Source organism: Arthrobacter sp. ASL1, from assembly GCF_056680475.1.
On sequence record NZ_CM155284.1, the window covers coordinates 628,186 to 651,628 of the forward strand.

The following is a 23,443-nucleotide window of genomic DNA, read 5'->3' on the forward strand; positions in this document are numbered from 1 at the left end:
GACCGTGGCCGTCTGGATGAGTCGCTGGTGCCGTTCCGCCGTCCTCGTACAGCGGCCACGGTGCGGCGTATCAGCAAAGCAACTGCCAAGATGATGGCCACGGTCAGCAGCGCCGCGGTCAGGGGAACCGGCCAATGCATTCGATAGGAGATCCTGGAGCAAATGACCAGCACCCACGTGATGCTCCAGAGAGCGGTCAGCCGCTTCTGCCATATGGGCCGCGACGCTCTGCTCCGTTGCATATCCGTCATGGCCAGACGCACGGCGCGTCCAACACTGCGCCTGCCGTACAAGCGTCCCCTACCGTCGGAAGGTGTTCGTCAGAGTTCCGATGCCCTCGATTTCGACGTCATAGCGCTGTCCTTCCCGGAGAAGACCGACACCTGCCGGCGTTCCGGTGAGCAGGATGTCGCCGGGAAGAAGCGTGAATGCCTGCGACGCGTAGGACACTAGTTCCGGAACACTCCAGACCATCAGCGTCGTGTTGCCATCCTGAACCGTTTCACCGTCCAGACGCCCTCGGATGCGCACGTCTTCGACGTCCAGGTCCGTTTCGATCCACGGGCCGATCGGGCAAGAACCGTCCCACCCTTTGGCCCGTGCCCACTGATTATCTGTCATCTGCACATCCCGGGCCGTCAGATCGTTAGCACACGTGTAACCAAAGATCACCTCGCCGGCTTTGTCTGCGGGGACGTCCTTGCAGATGCGGCCGATGACGACGGCTAGCTCGGCTTCATAGGAGATTTCTTCTGAAAACGCCGGGAGAGTAATCGGGTCGCCGGGGCCCACTACTGAGGTGTTGGGCTTGAGGAACATCAGCGGTGCCACCGGAACCTCGTTCCCGAGCTCCTTCGCGTGCTCGGCGTAGGTACGCCCAAAACAAACCACCTTGGACCGGGGAATGATCGGCGCCAACAGGCGGACGTCGTCGAGCCGATGACGGGCACCGGTGGGCTGTACGCCTTGGAAAAACGGATCACCAGCGATGACGGCCACCTCCTCGCCGTCGACTACGCCGTACATGGGGTCATCGTCCAGAACAAACCGAGCAATACGCATAAGTTATAGCTTAGTAGAGGAATCGCCGTCACCGTGTTTGGCGTCCGACTCGCCTTCAACCGCATCCGCACGGCCGTTCAACGCCGTCGCTTCGTACGCATCGTCCACGTAGCCCCGGGGATTGGCTGATTGCCATCGCCAAACATCTGTGACCATGTCTTCAAGACCCCGTTCAGACTTCCACCCAAGCTCTTCGCGGGCCAGCGTTGGGTCGGCCCAATACGCCGGCAGGTCGCCAGGGCGACGGCCGGTCACTTCGTATGGCACATCGCGGCCCGAGATGCGCGAGAATGCCTTGATGACGTCGAGAACCGACGAACCGGTTCCGCTCCCTAGGTTCCATGCGTGCAGACCGCCGTGGTCAAGGAGATATTCCAGTGCCGTGAGGTGACCGGTTGCTAGGTCGACGACATGGATGTAGTCCCGCACACCGGTGCCATCGCTGGTGGGATAGTCATCGCCGAAGACGCTCACCTTCTCCCGACGCCCCACCGCGACCTGGGCGACGAACGGCATGAGGTTATTGGGCGTTCCTTGCGGGTCTTCTCCGATTCGTCCGGATTCGTGGGCTCCAACAGGATTGAAATACCGCAGTTTGGCGACGTTCCAACGTGCGTCTGATGCCGCGAGATCGTCCAGCATCTGTTCAATGTGCATCTTCGTACGCCCGTAAGGGTTCATGGCAGACAGCGGAAGTTGCTCCGTGTATTCGACCACTCCCCCGGCCTCGCCGTAGACAGTCGCCGACGAACTGAAGACGATCGTTCGAATGTCACACTTGTCCATCGCCTCCAAGAGGTTGAGTGTCCCGGTCACATTGTTCCGGTAATACCACAATGGTCGCAGTGCCGATTCGCCCACTGCCTTAAGGCCGGCAAAATGGATCACCGCATCTGGAAGTGCCGCGCCGAGAACCGCCTCGACGGAAGCCGGGTTCAGTAGGTCGGCCTCGTGTATGTGCGTACGGTGTCCAGTCAGTTCCGCCACGCGACGAAGCGATTCGGGCGAAGAATTCGAGAAGTTGTCCAGGACGTGGACCTCGTGTCCCTCTTCCAGAAGCAAGAGCACGGTGTGGGATCCGATATAGCCGGCACCGCCGGTGACGAGAATGCGCATTTGTTCATCCTACCGATTTGAATTGCGCCGGTGCGCATGACCTGAACACAGCGTTCCGGATCACCACCGACCATCTAAGATCACTACGTCGGAGCAACTAAATACCCGGGAGAGGCCGTAACTTGTTGAGAATTAAGCGTCGGCTGCGGGCGAAAGCAATCCTGTACCTAGAAATGCTTTGGACCGTTCGATGGATCCTGCTGAGCCTTCTTTTGACGCTCGGAAGCTTTATTGGCCTCGGGGTCACCATCCCGGTGTGGGTCCAGGTGGTGGTTGGCGCAGTCTCTATCCTGCTAGTCGTGATCGATATTAAACGGTCTCGTGACGAAGCGGAGCTTACCCAGTTTTCACCTCGGACAACAGACAACTTCGAGAAGGTCATCGACGTCCTGGCAACAAACCCAAGGTTCGATATCCGGATTGGGAGCAACGGGACTCTCATCCTGGATCGAGTTACGACGGCAGCGCTGTCGGAGGACAAGGTATCGGCTAGTTCGGGGAAGACTGCATACGTTGTGCCATCCGAAATTCGGCAGTTCGGTAATCTATTTCGACGTCGACGCGTCAGTAAGGATCCGAATGCTTACAACGAGCCGGTCCTGGGTATTTCTTCAAATTTGGGACTCACGTCTGCTTCCATGCCGGACCATTTGCAGACTGTGGAAGCCCACTACTGGGATCATCTGGCAACCGATCGATTCGCAATGAACGACACTTACATTGACGGGCATATCCAGTTCGCAACGGGTCGCCCATTATTCATCGATAGACGTCATTCCATTCGTGATTTTGGCGACAGCTGGCTCCTCAATGCCGTCGGTGTCTCCGTTCTCGGCATAACCACGGATGGCCAGTTTGTCGTGGTCATGCAGTCCATGAACAATGACAGCGCTCGAGGGCTTCTCGCGCCGACCGGCTCCGGTTCTTTGGAGCCGCAAGACTACCAAGGCGCCTCAGAACTGCCCGCTTCGACCCTTTTTGCCAACGGTGCACTGAGGGAAGCCAGAGAAGAAGCTGATATCAGAGCAGCAGACGTAGAAAAGGTCATCCTATTGGGTTTCGGTCGCTGGCTAGAAAAGGCCGCGAAGCCGGAAGTGTTTTTTGTTGCTTTCCTGACGATTGACTCCCACGAGATTAATCGGCGCCGTGTCCCGCAGGCAGACAAGGCCTTCACACAGTGGGCAAAACCTATGCGTTTCCACATCGACGACATTACTAATTGGAATCCCGAAAAGGTATCCGACCTTGTTGGTCAAGAGGTCGCAGATCGTTTATCGCTCCCGCTCGACGCCTGCCTCTACCTACTCGCAAAAGCAGTTCGCCGAGGTAGCGGTGGGGTGCCGGAAATGCTGAGGACCAGACTGTTGTCAACAACGCCCGAATAGTTTGCGGCTAGGATTCCGTGACCAACTAGCCGCTCGTCAACTGCCGTTCCTGCCAATCCGAAATGGGGTAATCAGTAGGTGCTCCATGCTGCACGACTCGCATTTCCCGAACGCAGTACTGCCGACGCACCATCACGGTGCGCCGGCCAGAGCCTTCGAGGGTTGCTACTACACCAGACGCGTCAACCAACCGCGGGTATCCTCGTTGGTGCCGGTCTGGATGCCCAGAAGCTGTGTGCGGATGCCCATGGCCACGGAATCCGGTCCCGGCTCCGGGCTCGTTATCGTTTCGTCTGCGGTCTTTAATTCCCCGATGGGGGTGATGACCGCAGCAGTCCCGCAGGCGAAGACCTCCGCCAGCGAGCCGTCTTCCGCTGTCTGCCGCCACTCATCGATCGTGATCTTCCGCTCCTGCACGGTCAAGCCTCGTTCCTGGGCCAGCTCAAGAACCGAGGAGCGCGTGACCCCGTGCAGGATGTTGCCATTGAGTTCGGGGGTGACCAACGTCCCGTCCTTGAAGACGAAGAAGACATTCATGCCCCCCAGTTCGTCGACGGCGTTGTCATTGGTTGGGTCCAGGAAGAGGACCTGCTTGCAGCCGTGGGCCTCGGCCTCGAGCTGGGCCGCCAGCGATGCGGCATAGTTGCCACCACACTTGGCTTCACCGGTGCCACCGTGTCCGGCACGTGCATAGTTCGTGGACAGCCAAATGGACACCGGCTTGAGCTCGCCACCGAAGTAGTTGCCGGCCGGTGAGGCGATGACCCGGTAGGAGACTTCACGCGAGGGGCGCACTCCGAGGAATGCCTCCGTCGCGATCATGAAGGGGCGCAGGTAAAGCGCTTCTCCGTCGCCCGAGGGGACCCACGCCTCATCAACGGCAGCCAAGCGCTTCAGGGAATCGATGAACACACTGGTCGGCAGTTCGGGGAGAGCCAGCCGACGCGCGGAGGCGTTGAACCGGGCCGCGTTGGCTTCCGGACGGAAGGTCCAGACGCTGCCATCGGCGTGACGGTAGGCCTTCAGCCCTTCGAAGATCTCCTGGCCATAGTGAAGCACTGCGGCAGCCGGATCCATCATGATCGGCCCGTACGGTTCGATCCGGGCGTCATGCCAGGTACCCCTGCCTGAGGCATCCTGGGTCCAGTCGACGACTGCCGTGTGGTCGGTGAAGTAGTCGCCAAACCCGGGATCTTCCAGGATCTTGGCGCGCTCTTCGGCGCTCTTCGGGTTGGTGGAGAGCTGTTGGGAGAATTCCATGGTGCCTGCGCACTTCCTCTGCAATGTGTTCGTGCCGCTCGTCACGCGCGGCGCTCTATCAAGCCCAGCTTATGACAGGGCCAGCGCGATCGCATCGCCGATCTCGGCCGTCGTTCGCGAATCAGTCAGCTCCGCGCGGGAATCGATGTCCTTCTCGACTGCAGCCGCAACGCGACGTGCCGCATCTGCCAAGCCCACGTGCTCGAGCAGAAGCGCTGCAGAGAGGATGGCGGCCGTCGGGTCGGCCTTCTGCTGCCCGGCGATGTCTGGGGCCGAGCCGTGGACGGGTTCGAACATGGATGGCCCCGTGCCCGCCATGTTGATGTTGCCCGACGCGGCGAGGCCGATGCCCCCCGTGACGGCTCCTGCCAAGTCCGTCAGGATGTCACCGAACAGGTTGTCGGTGACGATGACGTCGAAGCGCGCGGGGTCGGTGGTCATGAAGATCGTGGCGGCATCCACGTGCATGTAGTCATGGGTGACATCCGGGAACTCCGTGGCAACCGTTTGCACGGTGCGGCGCCAGAGGTGCCCCGCATGGACCAGTACGTTGTGTTTGTGGACCAGGGTGACATGGCGACGCGGACGTTCGGTGGCACGGCGGAACGCCTCGCGGACGACGCGCTCGACGCCGTATGCCGTGTTTACGGATACCTCGGTCGCGATTTCGTGCTCGGTGCCGACGCGTAACGCTCCCCCATTTCCGACGTACGGGCCCTCGGTGCCTTCGCGGACAACCAGGAAGTCGATGCTGCCAGGGGCTGCCAGCGGGCTGGGTACGCCTTCGTAGAGCTTGGCGGGGCGCAGGTTGACGTAGTGGTCGAGGCTGAAACGGAGCTTGAGCAGCAGCTCGCGTTCGATCAGCCCGGACGGTATGCGCGTGTCTCCTGGAGCGGCACCGACGGCCCCGAAGAGGATGACGTCGTGCGCGCGAAGAGCCTCCAGGGTCTCGTCGGTGAGCGTCTCCCCCGTGGCCAACCAGTGCCGGGCCCCGAGTTGGTAGTCCGTAATGCGAAGCGAGTGCTCGCCGTTCTCCGTCGCCTTCTTCAACACCTTGATGGCTTCCGCAATGACCTCCGGACCAATGCCGTCACCGGGGATTACCGCCATATCAATCACTTTGCTCATACAATCCAGATTAAGCCTGCGTCCACATCCCGGACAAACCGTCTCAACATTCAAGACGAGGGCGGTCGCGACATACCTGGGCATGACGCGTGGTCCTGGGATCAAAAAGTAGAGTGACACCATGACTCCGCACCGCGCCGTCGACCGCTGGCTTCGGGACAACCCCCGCAAGGTCGATACGATCACCGGCTTGATGGCGTGGCTGCTGTTTGGCATCGCCCCGGTCATCATGGCCGGCTTCGGACACGGTCCCATTGAATTCCTCTGCGTGACCCTGCAGCTCCTGCCGTTGATCTGGCGACGTTCGCATCCAGCGCGGAGTGCCGCTGTGATCGTCTTTGGCTGCCTGGTCCAGTTGGCCTTCATCCCGACATTCCTCGGTTCCCAAGTTGCCGTGATCATCACGGTCTATGGTCTGGCCAAGTACGGGAAGCGCTGGCAGTCCCTGGCCGTCCTGGCCGTCGGAATCGGCGGCGCGATACTAGCCACCCTTCGCTATGGCTCATCCGCTGGGCCCCCGAGCATCCAATCGTTCCTGATGAATTTCGTGGGGCTCTCGCTGCTCGTCCTGGTGTCCTGGACCTTTGGGGACCTTGCGCGGACCCGACGCTTGGCGTTCCAAGCCCTAGAAGACCGGGCCGCCCGGCTGGAAGTCGAGCGCCAACAGGAACGAGAGCTGGCAGCCTCTGATGAACGCGGCCGCATTGCGCGCGAGATGCACGACATCGTGGCCCATTCGCTGTCTGTCATCATCACGCAGGCCGACGGCGCCCGATACGCCGGTGAGAAGGACCCCGAGATTGCCAGGGCGACCCTTGGCACCATCTCAGAAACTGGGCGCAAATCCCTGCGGGAAATGCGCCGACTGCTGGGTGTCCTGCGTGGAGATGAGCAGGCTTCCACCCGCCCCCTGCCCACGTTGGAGGACGTGCCCGAACTGTTGGAAGCCACTCGGAAGGCCGGCCTTGAGGTCGGCTACTTAGTAAAGGGCTCCCGCCGGCGGGACGTGCCGCCAGGTGCCGAGCTCACGGGCTACCGCGCCGTCCAGGAGGCACTCACCAATACGATCAAGCACGCCGGTCCCGCGGCCCGGGCCGATGTCCGGCTGGAGTGGACCAGCACCGGGCTGGAGCTGGAAGTCGTCGACGATGGCCGGGGCGCGGCCGCAACAGAGGACAACGTCGGGGCCCAGCAGGGCCTGGTCGGCATGGCTGAACGTGTGGCGCTCTACGATGGACGTATCGAGACGGGGCCACGGCCCAATGGCGGATTTTCTGCCAGCATCTTCATCCCCTACACCGAGGACTAAGTGAATACCGAGAGCACCAACACGATCACCGTAGGCCTGGTCGACGACCAGCTCCTGGTCCGCAGCGGCTTCCGGATGTTGATCAACTCCCAGTCCGACCTCGAGGTGGTGGCCGAAGCTGCCAATGGGCGTGAGGCTCTGGCCTCACCCGCATTGGCGCACGCCGACGTCGTGCTCATGGACGTGCGCATGCCGGAGATGAACGGGATCGAGACGACGGGAAAACTGCTCGACGGCGGTTCTGGCGGGCCGCGTGTCATTGTCCTGACGACCTTCGACCTGGACGAGTATGCGCTGGCCGCCATTCAGGCCGGAGCGAGTGGTTTCCTGCTCAAGGACGCTCCGCCCGAGGAACTGCTCGAGGCCATTCGGACCGTGTACCGGGGTGATGCCGTGATCGCTCCGTCCACGACCCGCCGCCTGCTGAACCACGTGGCGCCGATGCTGCGCCGACCAGCGGCGGGCGCGTCCGTACACAAGGCGGCGGTGGCGTCACTGACGGCTCGCGAGAGGGAGGTCTTCGAGCTCATCGCCCTGGGCAAGTCCAACCCGGAGATCGCCGCCGGACTATTCCTCTCCGAGGCCACGGTCAAGACGCATGTGGGGCGCATCTTGGCCAAACTGCAGGCGCGCGATCGCGTCCACGCCGTCGTCATCGCCTACGCGACGGGGATCGTCTCGCCTTAGCAGCTTGACCAGAGCAGCCGGCCCTGCGCTTAGACGGGGTTGGAGGCCAGCTCCTCGACATCGAAGTCAGGCATTCTCGTGCCCACGCCGAGTAGTTCGGCAATGGCCGCCACAGTACGCTCGGCCGCATGGCCATCGCCATAGGGGTTCACCGCGTTGGCCATCTCGTCGTAGGCTGCCCGATCGTTCAGGAGGGTGCTGACCTCGCCAAAGATCCGATCCTCATCGGTGCCAATGAGCTTGACGGTTCCGGCGTGGACGGCTTCCGGCCGCTCAGTGTTATCGCGCATGACCAGGACGGGCTTACCGAGTCCCGGGGCCTCTTCCTGGACTCCGCCGGAGTCCGTCAGAACCACCTCCGCGGCAGCGAGCATGCGGGTGAACTCTCCATACGCGAGCGGCTCCGTGACCGTGACATTGGACTTGTCCTGGATCGCCGGAAGCAGCGCTTCGCGGACGGCTGGGTTCTTGTGCGCCGGAAGGATGAAGTGCACTTCAGGTTCGGCATCAGCCAACCGGGCCAGGGCGCGGCCAATACCGCGCATTGCCTCGCCCTGGTTTTCTCGGCGGTGGCTGGTAACCAGGACCAGACGCTTGCCCTCTTCCGTCAGATGTTCGAGGGTTTCATCCTTGAACGGAACCCTGCGCTCGACGACTTCGAGCAGAGCGTCGATGACGGTGTTCCCGGTGACTACGATGGTCGCAGGGTCGATGGCCTCCCGCATGAGGTTGTCCCGGCTGGTCGAGGTGGGTGCGAGATGAAGGCTTGACACCTGCGACGTGATCTTCCGGTTTGCCTCCTCCGGGAAGGGGGAAAAAATATTGAAGCTGCGAAGACCCGCTTCGACGTGGATCACCGGAATGCCCCGATTGAAGGCGGCCAAGGCGCCGGCGGTCACCGTCGTGGTGTCGCCCTGGACGATGACGGCGTCCGGCTGGTCCTCGGCGAAGAGGGCGTCCAAGCCCTCGATGGTTTTCGTCAGTACACTGTTCAGCGTTTGGCGAGGTTTGATGATGTTCAGGTCGTGTCTGGGGGTAATCCCGAACAGCTCATTCACTTGGTCCAACATTTCACGGTGCTGTCCCGTGACGGTCACGATGCATTCGAACTTCTCCGACGCTTCGAGAGCCTTCACGATGGGCGCCATTTTGATGGCTTCAGGACGCGTGCCATAAATGGGCATGATCTTCAGCATGTGGCTGCTTTCAGTGGGTGAGGACACGTTTGGCGCGACCTGCAGCTAGTGGGCCACGATGGCGTGGGCGGCCTTTTCCGGCATGCCCGGAATGACAGCGACATCGCCTGTGGTGCCGCCCGGACGGTCCCAGATGCCACGGGTATCGATCACTCGCTTACCGGCCAATGAAACTGTTGGAACCGTCTTGAACTGGTCATGGTCAACTAGGAGCAGCACAACGTCAGCCAGTTCCAATGCAGCGTCCAGCTCGGCCAGCTCGATGTTTGGCCTGCCATGAAGCGCCTTCGGCAGTTCCTCGATGTGCGGCTCGACGACAAGAATGCGCGCCGAGGCAAATTCCTCGGCTATCCGGGAAGCAATGCCAATGGCAGGCGACTCCCTCAGATCGTCAATGTTGGCCTTGAACGCAAGACCCAATACAGCCACGGTTGCTGCGGAACTCGTGTCCTCGAGGGCCTTCTCGACCTTGCGAACGACCCAGTTTGGTTTGCCATCGTTAGAATCACGCGCCTGCTTGATGAGCTTGGAGTCTTCCGGTGCAGCCGCGACAATGAACCAGGGATCGACGGCGATGCAATGGCCGCCGACACCCGGTCCGGGCTGCAGGATGTTGACGCGTGGATGGCGGTTGGCCAGTTCGATCAGTTCCCAGACATTGATGCCGAGCTTGTCGGAAATAATCGAGAGCTCGTTGGCAAACGCGATGTTGACGTCGCGGTAGGAGTTTTCTACCAGCTTGGCCATTTCAGCGGTTTTGGCGTCGGTGAGCAGAATGTCGGCATCGCAGAAATTCGAGTAAAGGTCCCGGGCCGCTTCGGCAGCTTCCGGAGTCAGGCCCCCGACGATGCGGTCGTTGGTGACCAGCTCGACCATGACACGACCGGGCAGGACACGCTCGGGGCAATGCGCCACCTTGAGCGTGTCAAGGCTGAGATCCGGGCGAGCTGCCAGGATGCGGTTCGCCATGTGCTCGGTGGCGCCGGGAGGGGAGGTGGACTCCAGGATCACGAGTTCATCGCCCTTGAGCTGCGGGGCGATCTTGTCGGCGGCAGCCTCAATGTAGGAAAGGTCTGCCGAATGGTCTGCATTGAACGGGGTGGGAACAGCAACGATGTATGCGTCGGCCTCTGGCGTTTCAAGGGAAGCCGAGAGAGTGCCTTGAGCGACTGCGCCAGCGACAAAAGCTCCCAAGTCCGGCTCGACGAAAGGCACCTGTCCCGCGTTGACGGCGTCCACGGTCCTCTGGCTAACATCAACCCCTTTGACGTTCAGACCATTCGCCGCCAGAATTGCCGCAGTCGGCAGCCCAATGTAGCCCAATCCAATGACTGCTACCTTATTGATTTCCGCCATAGTCCCTCATTCAACTTGATGCTTTGCAGGAGTAAGCGTTCTGTTCACTGTGCGAGTGTGAGGGACTACTCGTCCCTGTGTGGGTGCCTACTACTGCTGAAACTCTCCGCAGTGAGCCTACCATTTACCCATAAGGCGGACATATCGGGCGTAACCAATCGGGCTGAAAGCGGAAGATTTCAGCAGCAGAAGGCAGTTCGCGACTGCAGGATCGGCGATCTCAAGAGTGTTGCTTGAGCGGATTTATGAAGTCGTTTTCGTCGCGGCTTCGACGAGTGATTTCATGTATTGCTCGGCCAATAACTGCATGTCGGCATGGTTCAATACCCAGTCGCGGCCTCGGAGGTTGGTCGACAATCGATCAGGTTCGGCTGCAAGTTCCGACCACAAGGCTGCGACAGCTTCGGGTTCTGCCTCCACGACGTCTCCGCTGCCAGTCTCTTCGATGATTTTTGCCGCTTCCCCGCGAAGTATCGCTGTTATGTGACGGCCGGAAGCAAGGATTTCGAAGGTCTTCGACGGCACGGTCCAGGTGAAGCTGGGCCAATCTGCTCGAAGCGATACCACGCAGGTGTCCGCCCATTCATAGTGCCGCGCAATGCTTTCCCCATGGACCACAGTCCAAAAGTCGACATTGGCACCGGTCTTTCTCGAGATCTCCTCCAATCGTTCCTTGGCAGTGCCCGAACCAACGAAGCGGACGTCGGCGGCGGAGCCGGCAATTGCAGCCGCACGGACGACAACATCGAGCCCCTGGCTTTCCCCGTGGTTCCCCATATAGAGCACCCTGAGAGGGCCTCCATGTATCCGTCGAGGTGACACCGTGGGCAAACGCTCCTTACTGATCCCATTGGGAACAGTGACAGCTTTACGTACTCCCCGTGTCATCAATTGGAGGCGAAATCCCTCGGTGACCGTCACCACCAACTCGGCATTCCGCTGGATGCGGGTCATGACTGCGTCCAGGATCGAGGTAGCAGCGCTTGCGGCCACGCGAGAGTCATGCGCCAGATCCGGCCAAGCATCCCGCATTTCCACTACTAAGGGCTTCCTGCGCAAATGCGCGATCATCCACCCTGCTACGACGTGGGGAAGGCTGGGGATCGTCACGACCACGAGATCGGGGCTGGGCGCAAATAGCGCCCGCGGGACACTCAGAGCTGCTGTGATGCAGTGTCGCATCAAGCGACCGCTACGCGAATGGGGTTCCAGAAAGGCGGGGAACCGCCGAATGACTTCTCCAGAGGGGCCGACTTCGGAGGCGAAATCGAGAAGATGCGTTCGGCGTCTGTTTTCGGGGGCGTCGAAGGCCACAGGATGGGGCGCAACAACGTCGATGTCCCAACCATGCTCCCGAAAGACACGGGCAAAAGCGGTCCACCGACGTTGAGGTGGCGTGCTCTCCGGCCAATAGGAATGTGAGACCAACATGATCCTCACCAGAATGTCCCCCCAAAATTTCCTGCGGTGGTGGTTTTGCCGCCCTACGTTGATGTCGGCAAGTCGATCAGCATGCCTGGCCAACTTTACGACTGACAAGGACTACGGCCACTAAGGTTTCCTGCACGTCACTGGGACTGTGCGTGATTTCCGGTGCCAGGGCGGTGTATCGGCTTCGCCTGCCGCGGCGGTATTCCCCTCACTATTCCTGCCATCCATTCGTAGGCTTCCGGAATGTAGTGGTACGGGGCGGGACCCCATTGGTGGTTGTCGTCTGATAACACAACGGCGTCGGGGAAGCGTTCGACACGTATTCCCAGATCACGCAGATACTCGTAGTAAGGGCGATACAGGACATTCATTTCGTCGGGTGTGTGATTGCGGAACCCGGCCAGCTCGACGCCACTTCTCGTCCTACTCGCCCAAGGCGTTTCAAAGACAATAGTCCGTTCGAGAGCCTCTTCGCTCTGCAGTACTTTGAGCAATTGCCGAGCACCAAAACTCCACAATTTGAAATGTCTGTCCGTTGCAAAGCGGATGGTCGGCTGTTCCGACGTCAGGGAACGAGCCAGTTCGCTGCGCGCCAGCTCATTCGTCCGTGTCAGAAAGCCGTCTTGAAACTTACGGACGCCGAAACGCTCGACAACCAAGTCGAAAATAATGGCATCACATCGCGCCAATGACTCACGAAGCGATGGAAAAAGAGAAGATTCGACGTCGCCGCGAAGCTGTCGCTGTTGAAATTGCGAGTTCAGTTGAGTGGCTTTATGCGGAACCCTGATTGGTTTGTGGGCTGCGCTGACCAGCGATTGGCGGGCGACGTAGCCTTCCAATGTGTACTCAGACTTGAGTGCTTCATAGCTGTCCCGGGTAACGCACCCCCCGTAGGCGAATAGTCCCTTCATTCCGTCCTTTCGGGTCATCGAAGGCTTAGTAATACTACTTGGTGAATTGCTTCCCGAACGACCACCGGAAAACTGTCGACCCGCGAGAGTAGTAGAGCTCACCGTCCCCGCCTAGTACTAGATTGTTGCCCTTCGCTATGTTGCGACGCTTCAATGTGTCCTTGTCAATGAGGAAGATTTTTCCTCTGGCGCTGCCTGCCAGCCGATCTCCTAGATCGACGAGGTTGCGGCCCCGCGCGTATGACTTCATATCCTGGGCCTTTGAGTACCTTGCCTTCTGTTTGACGTTGAGGGTTCGCGGATTCATCTCAAATACCGCATCCACACTCCATCCCCACAAACGGCCCGTTCCGTCGATCAACAGTGACGAGACCGTGGCGTCTCCGGGCATCGGAGTCGTGGATCGAAGCGTTTTACCGGTCCGAACATCAAGAAGTAGCACTGTCCCTTCCCCTAGCTCAGCTTCGCTCCCCAACCCTCCCGTGCTCCCGGTGCCGACATACAGATATTCCTGCGTGTGGGCCAGTGTCAACGGAGTCCGTCCAGGACTCACCTCGGTCAGGACCTTTTCAATCCCCCCGTCGACCCTCAAGAGTGAAACTGCACCACCGGTCTTCCCGTAGACAGGCATGGTGGCAACCGCAAAACGGTCCTCGGTAAGCGGCTCGATAGCAAGAGGGCGGTCTTGGCCATGTCCGACTTCCCAATGTCTCATTGGCTGCTGGGGCACACGGAAATCACCCGGTACCATCTCTATCTCGGCCCCTGGATAGGTGCCAACTATGAGGTCCTCCCCTATGTGTCCAAACGACTCGACCTGGCCACGCAGCGGGTAATGTTCGGCTTCACCGCCCTCCAGTGGATAGCGGGCGAAAAACGGGGCGGTTCCCATGGCCCCGACCAGGATATTGCCAGCCGAATCTGTCCCGAGTGACCGGATCCTCAAGGCCGCCGGCAAACCACGACCCGGCAGCAACGTCAATTCTCCGGTTTCGGAATTCCAACGAATGACTTCCCCGCTGGCGTTAATGGATACCAAGGATTCGTTGCTGCCATTGGCGTCGGCATCCTGCCATGCATAACCCCTAATCTCCCCGAATGTCTTGTTGCCTCCCACCACGTGGTCACTACTCGAATGTGGATCGAAAGCATGCAGGCGGCCGTCCTGGCTGGTCCAGTACAGTCTCTCCGGCTCACCAGGTAGCGATGCAGCCAATCCCCTGACGGCACCGGAAACCACTTTCTTCCAGGTGCGGGTCCTTCCGTCGTAGCTATAAATCGCCTGCTCGGAGTCCACCCGGGCGAATATTCTGGTTCCTACGATGGCAGTGTCGTACACGAAGTCCCTGTCTACGTCCTTGTCGGGGCGGGGAAGTTCGATCTTGCGTTTGCTTCCTGTGTTCGTGTCGATTTGCCAAAGGGCTGGGTCCTTAGTGCCGGTCCCGACATAGGCCATCTCACGTATCGTGCTGATGCCCATCGCGTAGTTGTTTTCCGTCCCGAGGGGTCCGAAGTCCTGCCATTTGCGTCGTGACGGATCGAAGGCGAGCAGCCTCGCCTTGGGGTACGTCGAGAACAGTATCCGACCATCGTCCAAGGCGGCTGCGTTCCAGAATGAAGCCCGTTCCATGCCGGGAGCTTTCGGAAGTCGAGTGAGTTTTCTACCATCGACGTCGTAGGTAAATGCCCTGCCGTCGGCAAGACCGATATAGACCTGGTGATCTCGAACACTGGACGCTAGTGCGCGGGAGCTGACCATTTGGTTTGCCCCACCTTTGAGAGTCGCTGTACTCAAGAGTTCGCCTGTTCGGGTGCTGACGACATTGAGAGTGGCTGGAACGCCCGTGGCGACATACGCCGCTACCGGCTCCCCCGATGCGGTGGTGGTGAATGTTCCCTTCGCAGTATTGGTGGCGCGGATGGGTTGGCCCACCTGGTGCTCTCCCGGGGTCAGCGACTTTGGAGCTTTAGCGGGAGCCGATGAGGAGTTTGGCGTCCCCGAAGTTGTGGTCGAGTCCGGGGTACCAGGTCCCCGATCGCAGCTAGACACTGTCGCCAGAAGCAACACGGCCATGCAAGCAGTCAGGGCATATCGAGGCGAACGCACTAGTCGTTTTCGACGTTCATCCATCGGCAATTATTCCTACCCTCGTTCTTTCATGGACGGCTGCCCACGAAGTGGCCAAGTGTTCCGGCCCGCTCGCTCCCCTTTCGGCGGGTGCGAACCTAGTAGACTCAGTGCCGCATGCATTCCAGCCATGCCAACAGGAAGCGAGTTCAGGTGGGTCACCAGGAGATACCGGGGGCTCGGCATCAGCGGTCCACCGGTCAGCCGCACAATCGCACCCACCGGGTGCAATCACCGCCGACACCACTGCCCCAGCCCCCGTCTCCAATGGCTGGCCGTCAACAAAAGATCCGACGAGCGCGCATCATTATCATTTGTGCGATTTTCGCCCTCTTAGCCACTGTCACAGGTTTGATCATTACTGGTTAGGACCGAGAATCAGCGCACCTAGGGCGGGAAGGACGCGCTCGGGCGCGAACTCTTGCCGGGCAAAGTCGCGTGCCTCCGATGAATCCCTGACGAATAAATCCGGAGCCGAAGCATAGCTCTGCGCAGCTTGCGCCATGGAGCGAATGTCCGGATAGAGCCATTCCGCAGGATAGATATGCTCGGCGCCGGCCCAGGCCAAGGAGAGTGGTCGCGCCCCCGTCGCGGCTCCGTCGGCCAAGGTCAAATGGAATGATTCAAAATCACTGACCGATAATGCCAATCCGATGCCTTGGTACCACGAGGACATGTCGTTTCCGTGTGGGTCAAAGAAGACGGCGCCATTGAGGAGGGGGTCCTCCCGAATTCTGGCATCCAAGGCACGGTAATAGTTCATCTCGTGCTCGCGCGCCATCATCCATGGATAGTCCTCCGGGCGCCGTCCTTTGACCCGTAGGGTGTAGCGCCGGTCCGCGGTTCGTAGTTGTGCCAGCAGCTGCACGGCACGATCCAGGTGCTTCTGGCGGGGGACCGTGCCAACGATGCCCAGCGTAAATCGACGTTCGGGATCCGCGGGTTCGGTGCTGGGACTAACTCCCAATGCATTGGGCACGACGCTGGTCTTCGCCTCGTCGTATCCAAAACTTCGAATCGCTACTTGACGGACCAGTTCACCGACGAAGACTGTGTGGTCCACCAACCCCACGTCAAAACGGCGAAGGTGTGTCGTGAATAACTCTTGCGAGTGGAACCGGCTCGTCAGACGTTGGTTGGCCCGTCGGTGCTGCGCATACCACTCGACGTTGCCCAAGGACCATTCACAGAAAATCGAATCCGCTGTACTCAAGAGTTGAGCGCTGTGGACTGCATCATGGTGTGAGTGATCCGTCCACACATCGAGGTCAACTGAATGGCCTTGTGCATGCAGCCATTCAATGATGCCCCCTGCGAACTTGAGGTCATGCCCTGCTACAAGGACCCGTCTCGACTCGTGCCCAACACTCACTGCGGCAGCTGGTCGCCCCTGCGCTGTGGTTGTGCGATGAGTTTGAACTCGTCTCCGTAATGTCAGGGCTAGGCCGTTTTGGCCGCTTGATCCGAGCCGGGTCATGCGAGGCCCATCATCCACCGGCGCAGACCACTCCCACAATGTCTTGCCGGTCGATGAAACCTCGTTCTCACTGATCTGCGTGGACCCTTCATGGAACTCGATCGCTCGGCAGAGGTCCTCCGCGGTCGTGCGGTCATGGACCGCCTCACCGAGCCAACCCACTACCGCGGCTTCTCCAGGTGGGTCGTCGCCCCATACGGCCCTGATGCCAGCCTCTTCCAAGAGTCGTACGGCGTCTTGGCCATCTGCTTCAGGCTGATTTGAGAATAGGACGCTCTGCGGGCGGTGGGTTTGTTCGAGGATTGCGCTGGCGGTGTCCAGATCTAGTTTGGGGACCTTGAGGCAATATTGGGGGAGCTCCGGGCCGGCAACCTGGATTCCCGCGCTCCGCAGCATGTACGCCAGCCGATGCCCCGCCAAATGAGCGCGGAAGGAGTACCTGTGCAAGATCCAAGCGTCGGCGTTCCGCTCGGACTCATCGTCCATCCAGAGTTCGGCGATGAGCCCGGCATCGGTCTCACTCCGCGGAGTCGGCACCAGACCATCAAAAATTGTTTCGACGCCCTTGCCCGGCCCCGAGATGACCGGAGTACCGGTTGCCGCAAGCTCAACGACCCGCCGCGAGAACATCGTGGGTGATTCCGTTACGGAGTTCACATTCACATGGACAGGATGCGCCTTGTAGGCCTGCACCATCTCGGGGTATGCGAGGCCTCCCTGAACAAATTCAGCCAACTCGTCAGGGAACTGGTACGGCGATTCGGCGAGGTTGGCTTGACGGTCGTAGATCGTGAGCCCATGGGGCATGACCGAACGCAGGAGCGAAGCAAGCACCCGTGAACGTTCCTTATATCGGGCACCATAGTACGTACCACCATAGGCAATCGTGTGAACCGATGACCGTGTCCCCGGTAGGGGGTTGTGGATGCGTGGCTGCGCCCAAAACGGCAAGCTGGCAACGGAAGCTGTAGATGTGGCCCGTAACCCGAAGTATGCAGGGATCATGTCGGCGTCCGTCGTGAACACATGATCAAAGATCGCCGCGGTCTGGCGAAACCTGTTGAAGTGAATGGGATCTTCTTTGTTCCAGAAGATCGTTGGAATTCCCTTACCCCGGCAGTACTCCACCATGGACTTAAGATCGGCGAACGAATCTTCATCGTAGTATCCGACCTTGCCCCGCCATGCACCGCCATTGCCTTCCCATGCCGACTCGACAACGAGGGCATCAATCGAACAGTCCTCGAGTTGCCGATGCCATGCTTCCGGCCGCGGAAATATCATGTGACACTCCGGTTCCAGGGAACTGCGCGTGAATTCGTCGGAGACTAGCGCGAGTTTCATGTCGGCAATCCGACGCGCATCAGTTGGTCGACTCTCTCGCCATCCGGCGAGACGTTGATGACTGTCCTTCACCAGTTTCGCCATCGCTGCCCAACTGCGATTCGCCAGGACCCACTGACGCGCTGCACGTCCGAGATCGGACCTGAGCTCAGGGTCCGCCGCCAGCGCGATGATTTGCGTCGCGAATCCATCCCGGTCGCCTGCTGGGAATATACGTCCGCGTTGAGCGGATTTGCCGATTAGGTCCACGAGCGGCGCCACATCGGATACGAGGACGGATCGGCCGGCAGCCATCGCTTCCAACGGTTTAAGCGGCGACACCATTTCGGTGACTGCGTTGGATATGCGGGGACAGACGACGATGTCCATGGCCGAGAGGTATCGAGATACCTCGGCAGCAGCGACCCTCCCTGTAAAGATGATCCGCTGTTCCACTCCCAGCTCTTTCGCAAGGTCCTTTAGCCCCGGTAAGGCAGGGCCATCGCCAACTACCAGGAGACGCAGTTCCGGACGCGCTTCCAGCGCCGTTGCAAACGCCTCGACCAACAGTCCGAGGCCTTCATACTCAAGAATGCTTCCGGCGTATCCTAGGACGACGTCTGCGTCATCCAGAGCCAAACGTCTGGTGATCTCCCGATCTACCGGTAACGGAACAAATTCGTAGGGGTCCGCGGCGTTCGGCAGGAGATCAATTCGATCGCCATCGACTCCCCGCCGGACCAGTTCCTCTCGGACTTGTTCGGTGATAGCGAGTACTTGGTCAGCGCTCGTGGCAACGAGTGTCTCCATCGAGACGGCCAGCGCAAAACGCTCAGAGACGTCCCATCCCGGTTTCGTCGATGCTTCAGTGACTTCCCAGAGACCACGGACTTCGTAGACAAACGGCAATCCCAGCCTCCGTGCCGCGATGAGCGCAGGCAGGGCCGTCAGGTGGTTTGACGCTGCGTGAATGAGCGATGCCCGGTGGATGATGGCTTCCCGAGCGATGACGTCGGCCGCATGTTGGAGGTAGAGGTCGAGGGGCTGGTTTTTGATGGATGGCCCTGGATTGAAAACATGGGTCAGTCCATTGATTTCCCGCTCAAAGCGGGCCTCGGCGTCGGGCGCGACCGTCGTCTTCGCGTCCCAGGGATAGCCGGGGCGCGCTACGACCACCACATCCCCGGATTCGGCCATTGCCCTCGTCAGGCCACTAGTTCGGGTGGAGTAGCCGTTGGAGTTGAATTCACCGGTGCTGTGGGCACAATAGATAATCCGTCCCCGCTCGGTCATGTAGCCGGGATTAGGCTGGCGGGCGGGAATATGCGGAAGTGTGTGCAACAAGCGTGAGGCGCCGGATATTTGGCCTACAAAGAGTCGGTCGCCATCTTCGGGGAGCTGGTCCAAATCGGATATCATCCGCGCTGGCTCGGTAATCTGCCCGTCTTGGTAATAGAGTCTCTTCGCTTCGGCTATCCGTTCGGTTTGCTGCGAGTCTCCGTTTGCCACTCCCTGCAACGACGGGACCGTCGGTACGGCCCTCAGAACCTTTTCGTTTTGCCGCCGCGATCTACGTGTTTGGCCAAGCGCGAGGCGTTTAGCGCGGCGTGCTGGTGCAGAGGCTGCTCTGGCTAGGCGGTATTCCGGCGATGATTTCATCGCCTCGTAAGCTGACTTAAATTTCTCCACTCGTGCAGTTTGGCGCTCATACAAGTTCGCTTGGGATTGGAGCCCGCGTTCTGCCTGCGCGGCGCGTTGTGCGGCTTGGCGGTGGGCCTGCCTCAACGCATGAATTTCAGCGTCCTGTTTTTCAAGCAGGAGCTCTGATTTATACAGGGATTGCGCGAGCTCGTCGGCAGGGCGTCCTGCGTACCGTCCGGATTGCAACGCACGCAGGCGCATTGCACGTTCCAAGACCGGCACCTCTGGGGTTTCATCGGAATACCTCAACGCGACTTTTATCCTTTCCCAAACCAACATTCTCCGTACAACTTCCCCTGCCAAGGACCAAGCCTGTCAGGGGGACTGAGTAACAATGTTCAATCCCGGGTAGTGCCGCGCATAACGACGGTAGATTTGTTCGACTTTCGCCTTGTCCCCACGCTCCTTGTCGAGCCTGGCAAAGTTGCGGGCAACTTCAGCGCTTGGAGCGTCCATGATGACCCGCCCTCTGTGAAGCCAGATGATCCGGTGACATATCCGCCGCATGACGCGTGGTTCTCGTCCCGCAAGCACCATGGATCCTCCCAGCCGGAGATGCCGATCCACACGCTCGCGGCCGGATTCCTCCAGAAAAGCCCGCCCACGTTCTAGCGGCTCGTCAACCAACAGCAGGGACGGCCCCGCGTGCAATGTCGCTGCTAGCCGTACCCTTTCGACGTCGAGTGGATCGATGTCTACACAATAGGAGTCGGCTTCATCCTCCATGGCTACTTGGGCAAGGATCCTATTCACAGCGTTCTTGAGTTTTGAGCCGTTGAACTCGAGTGACATGGCCACCCGCTCGACGTTGGCCCGCAAGGTCTCATCCAGGTCGAACGCCGTACCCGCATCCATGACGGCAGCGCGGGGCCGGACGTAAACGTTGCCCGAATCGGGTGCAATCTTGCCCACCGCTGTGTGCAGGAGGACGGTAGTGCCGTCGGCTGTCCCCCCCAGGAGACCTACTGCCTCACCCTCGTTGACATAGAAAGAGAGATCTGTGACCTCTGTCTGTGGACCACGTCTTTCTCTGGCCTTGCCTCGATCTCTTGCCGAAACATTGTCGAAAACCAACGCCGTAGGACGTCCATCATATTCAGCCATCGGTGAGCTCATATTTGCCTTCCCCCCTCCAGATCAGCAGCAATCCGATAAAGACCAGAACCATGGACCACAGGGAAATGATGAGCCACGACCGCGCATCCGGGACGACTCCATAAAGCAGCACGTCGCGGGCAATGGTGAGTACGTGGTACATCGGATTCCAGTCTACAAATGGCTTGAAGATCGGATGCGCGTCGGTCAATCGGTCCACGGAAAACATCACTCCCGACGAGTACATCCATGCGCGCATGGCAACAGAGAGCAGGTTCTTCAAATCATGCACGTGGGCAACGACATGCGATGCGATCATGGAAAGTCCAGCCATCAGAACTGCCTGGAGCGCCAGCAGCGGAAAGAACAACAGGGATATCAAACTGAGGTTCTCGATTGGTGGAGCCACGACAATGATTAGCATCATCACGAGATACGAAGGGATGCCGGAGAGCCAGCTCTGAGCGTTGTTGATCAGGGGAAGGATAGCTACCGGCAAATTGTTCGAGGCCAGAAGCTTGCGCCCCGCAAATATGGAGTCCGAGCTCGACGTTATCGCGCTCGTAGTCATCTGGAACATGAAGACCCCAACGAGCAGATAGCCGATGAAGTTATCTATGCCCTTGCTTACTTGGAATATGAATCCGAAGATGACGTAGTAAATAAGCCCATTGAGTATTGGGTTGAGGATGAGCCACAGGCTACCGAGCTTATTGCGTTTATGACCGCTCAATACACTGGTCCGAGCCTCGTGAAAGGCCAACGTCCGGGCATCCCACAGCCGGACCAGGTACTCGGCCAAGCCACCCTTCGCTCCTGGCCGGCGCATCCCGGTAATGTCAATAAAGACGACGGGAGTCTGCTTTTCCTGATCCAAAGAATCACTCATCGGGAGTCCCTACTTTTTTGGTCAGTCGTGCATAGTGTTCCAAGCTGGCGCCCGCGCTCGCGCGCCACGTTCGCTTGGCCAGAACGAGTCGCCTCCCCGATGCGCCTAGAAACTCCCGGTGCCTCACATCGGTGATCAACAGCTCCAGAGCTCGAGCCAACGCATCGGGGTTGCCGCAAGGAACGATGACCCCAGTTTCACCCTCAATGACAATCTCCCTGAGCGCCGGAAGGTCGGTGGCGACGACCGGTCGTGCACAGGCCATGGCTTCGAAAGGCTTGAGTGGGGTCACGGAGCGTGTCACTTGATGGTCTTGCCGCGGAACGACGAAAATATCCAGTGCCTGGTGGTACTTATGCGCATCTTTCCGCGGAACACGACCGGGCAGTACCGCAGCTGGATCCAATCCAACTGCTGTCGCTTGGCGGCGGAGGCCGGCAACCGATTCGCCATCCCCGACGATCAGTAGTTTGATGTCACTTCGTCGTTTGGCGACGATCGCAAAAGCCTCTACGAGCGTATCGATTCCCTCATAGGGTACAAGGCTGCTCACCGTGCCAATGTGGATATCGTCGATCGGCAAGCCAAGTTCGGAGCGTACCTGCCGGGGCTCCACCGGTTCCTCCAAGAATTCCTCACCGACTCCGTTGGGTGCGAGGGTGACCTTTTGGGGGTCCACACCTGAGCGAACCAACCCGCGGCGCATTTCCTCACCCAGCGTGATGACTCCATCCGCTGCGGATGCAACTTCGGCCTCACGCCTTTGGAACGAGACGTAGCGCTCACTGCGCGAGGCCTCTGGGCCGCGCTTAGACGCCCATGTGTCGGCCAGCTGGCCCCGAACCTCGTAGATCCACGGAATCCCGGCTGCTTCGGCCACTGCTCGCACGGTCAAGGCATTCACGAAATGCGTCGTCGTATGGAGAACCGACGGACGCAATCGCAACACCAAGCCCAGGAGTTGCTCTGCTTCTTGCTGTTGCCGCTCGCGTAGGTCGCCTTGTCGACCCGTGGCAGGCAGTCGGTGGTAGTTCACTCCCTCGATGACATCAAGGTCGGACGCCCCGATGGCGCCGATGCTCTGCGGATAGCCGAGCCTGGTCGCCGCGTGTACGTGCCAGCCAGCAACTACTTGTTCCCGCAGGAGCGAATGCGTTCGCTGGGCGTACCCCGACCCCGTGTAGGGCAGCGAATTGGTGACCAAATGCAGAATGACGTTGGGCTCCGGCCGGTAGCTACCCAGCGTCCCAACCGTCGGCGTCCAATGGCCGAAGACATCCGCCTCCGCCCTGTACCTATCACGAAGCCGTCCAGCCCGGTCTCCTCCGGCACCTAGAGCCTCGATAGCGCCGGACATATCCCCCGCGTACCACAGCAGTTTGGCGCGCGTGATGGCGGCACCCGGGTCGCGATCAGGCATGGACACAGCAAATTGGGATGCAAGGTCGGGCAGGTCTCCCGCCAAGGCAATATCCGCAAACGTCTTTGCCGAACGACGGGAAATTCCCCTTTCCGCCTGGGCGAGGAGCCGCTTCTTCAACGCCGGTTGGTCGCCGCTCAACAAGGCGCTCAGGGCCGATAGCCTAGGGAGAGGGAGGACGTCGTGTCGGTTGAGTCCCTCCCACACCGCGGTGCTAGCCCTGGTGCCCCGGCGACGTTGAACGTTGAGCAGGAACATGACGGGGTCCTCGCGCCAATTCCGCCGAACCGTATGCCGCATGGCCAACAAGCGGCGCGCCGTCTGCGGTAGGTTGGTTGCCCCTTGGCGAAGCTGCCGTTGGAGGTCATCTAGCACGTTGTGGTGATCTTTCTGTCTGGGAAGCCGGGGCCATGGCCTGAGGAACGGAAGAGACGAGTGTGCCGACTATTTGCGGCCGCGGCGCTTCGGCCGGCGGAAGACGACAAAGTAGTACCACAGTCCCAACACGACGACGGCGACCCCGACGGCGGCATTGATGACCGGTTGGGACATTCTGCTCTGGGCTA

16 protein-coding genes are annotated in these 23,443 nt (G+C 59.9%); 3 read left to right on the plus strand and 13 right to left on the minus strand.

From position 1 onward, the window contains the following. Positions 1-300: 300 nt before the first annotated feature. Both AC1MEQ_RS02900 and galE read right to left on the minus strand, forming a co-directional pair. Positions 301-1,062, minus strand: a complete 762-nt coding sequence (locus tag AC1MEQ_RS02900; protein WP_479793770.1) for a fumarylacetoacetate hydrolase family protein — start codon at positions 1,060-1,062, stop codon at positions 301-303. 3 nt (positions 1,063-1,065) lie between these two features. Continuing rightward, positions 1,066-2,178 carry a UDP-glucose 4-epimerase GalE gene (gene galE, locus AC1MEQ_RS02905; RefSeq protein ID WP_479793772.1) on the minus strand — a complete coding sequence of 371 codons (1,113 nt, stop codon included), beginning with the start codon at positions 2,176-2,178 and terminating at the stop codon, positions 1,066-1,068. Positions 2,179-2,477: 299 nt separating this feature from the next. Here galE and AC1MEQ_RS02910 point away from each other — a divergent pair, with 299 nt between their 5' ends. After that, on the plus strand, positions 2,478-3,563 hold the full coding sequence (locus tag AC1MEQ_RS02910; RefSeq protein ID WP_479793774.1) for a hypothetical protein: 1,086 nt from the start codon (positions 2,478-2,480) through the stop codon (positions 3,561-3,563). A gap of 168 nt (positions 3,564-3,731) precedes the next feature. Here the strand turns inward: AC1MEQ_RS02910 and AC1MEQ_RS02915 are convergent, their stop codons facing one another. Both AC1MEQ_RS02915 and AC1MEQ_RS02920 read right to left on the minus strand, forming a co-directional pair. Further along, positions 3,732-4,823 carry a branched-chain amino acid aminotransferase gene (locus AC1MEQ_RS02915; protein WP_479793776.1) on the minus strand — a complete coding sequence of 364 codons (1,092 nt, stop codon included), beginning with the start codon at positions 4,821-4,823 and terminating at the stop codon, positions 3,732-3,734. A 69-nt stretch (positions 4,824-4,892) separates the two neighbouring features. Then, positions 4,893-5,951 (minus strand): 3-isopropylmalate dehydrogenase, encoded by a 1,059-nt coding sequence (locus AC1MEQ_RS02920; RefSeq protein WP_479793777.1) that lies wholly within the window; start codon positions 5,949-5,951, stop codon positions 4,893-4,895. A 121-nt stretch (positions 5,952-6,072) separates the two neighbouring features. On the opposite strand from AC1MEQ_RS02920, the gene AC1MEQ_RS02925 reads away from it, so the two are divergent. Then, on the plus strand, positions 6,073-7,260 hold the full coding sequence (locus tag AC1MEQ_RS02925; RefSeq protein ID WP_479793779.1) for a sensor histidine kinase: 1,188 nt from the start codon (positions 6,073-6,075) through the stop codon (positions 7,258-7,260). Then, positions 7,261-7,947 carry a response regulator gene (locus AC1MEQ_RS02930; protein ID WP_479793781.1) on the plus strand — a complete coding sequence of 229 codons (687 nt, stop codon included), beginning with the start codon at positions 7,261-7,263 and terminating at the stop codon, positions 7,945-7,947. Positions 7,948-7,976: 29 nt separating this feature from the next. Here AC1MEQ_RS02930 and wecB read toward each other — a convergent pair whose 3' ends face one another. The 9 genes from wecB to AC1MEQ_RS02975 all read right to left on the minus strand — a co-directional run bounded on the left by wecB (position 7,977) and on the right by AC1MEQ_RS02975 (position 23,135). Then, entirely contained in the window at positions 7,977-9,143 is a 1,167-nt protein-coding gene (gene wecB / locus AC1MEQ_RS02935) for a non-hydrolyzing UDP-N-acetylglucosamine 2-epimerase (protein ID WP_479793783.1), read from the minus strand. A gap of 45 nt (positions 9,144-9,188) precedes the next feature. After that, positions 9,189-10,499, minus strand: a complete 1,311-nt coding sequence (wecC, locus tag AC1MEQ_RS02940) for a UDP-N-acetyl-D-mannosamine dehydrogenase (protein WP_479793784.1) — start codon at positions 10,497-10,499, stop codon at positions 9,189-9,191. Positions 10,500-10,742: 243 nt separating this feature from the next. Continuing rightward, on the minus strand, positions 10,743-11,930 hold the full coding sequence (locus AC1MEQ_RS02945; protein ID WP_479793786.1) for a glycosyltransferase family 4 protein: 1,188 nt from the start codon (positions 11,928-11,930) through the stop codon (positions 10,743-10,745). A gap of 137 nt (positions 11,931-12,067) precedes the next feature. Further along, positions 12,068-12,862 (minus strand): DUF6270 domain-containing protein, encoded by a 795-nt coding sequence (locus tag AC1MEQ_RS02950; RefSeq protein WP_479793788.1) that lies wholly within the window; start codon positions 12,860-12,862, stop codon positions 12,068-12,070. Positions 12,863-12,878: 16 nt separating this feature from the next. Next, positions 12,879-14,474, minus strand: coding sequence for an NHL repeat-containing protein (locus tag AC1MEQ_RS02955; RefSeq protein WP_479793790.1), 1,596 nt, complete (start codon positions 14,472-14,474; stop codon positions 12,879-12,881). Between the two features lie 856 nt (positions 14,475-15,330). Beyond that, positions 15,331-19,686 carry a glycosyltransferase gene (locus AC1MEQ_RS02960; RefSeq protein WP_479793792.1) on the minus strand — a complete coding sequence of 1,452 codons (4,356 nt, stop codon included), beginning with the start codon at positions 19,684-19,686 and terminating at the stop codon, positions 15,331-15,333. 102 nt (positions 19,687-19,788) lie between these two features. Continuing rightward, complete coding sequence (locus tag AC1MEQ_RS02965; protein ID WP_479793794.1) at positions 19,789-20,577, minus strand: ATP-binding cassette domain-containing protein; 789 nt, start codon at positions 20,575-20,577, stop codon at positions 19,789-19,791. Then, a complete protein-coding gene (locus AC1MEQ_RS02970; RefSeq protein ID WP_479793796.1) occupies positions 20,570-21,457 on the minus strand; it encodes an ABC transporter permease in 888 nt (295 codons plus the stop codon). The genes AC1MEQ_RS02965 and AC1MEQ_RS02970 overlap by 8 nt, the downstream gene beginning before the upstream one ends. Then, entirely contained in the window at positions 21,450-23,135 is a 1,686-nt protein-coding gene (locus tag AC1MEQ_RS02975; RefSeq protein WP_479793798.1) for a glycosyltransferase family 4 protein, read from the minus strand. The genes AC1MEQ_RS02970 and AC1MEQ_RS02975 overlap by 8 nt, the downstream gene beginning before the upstream one ends. Between the last annotated feature and the right edge of the window lie 308 nt (positions 23,136-23,443).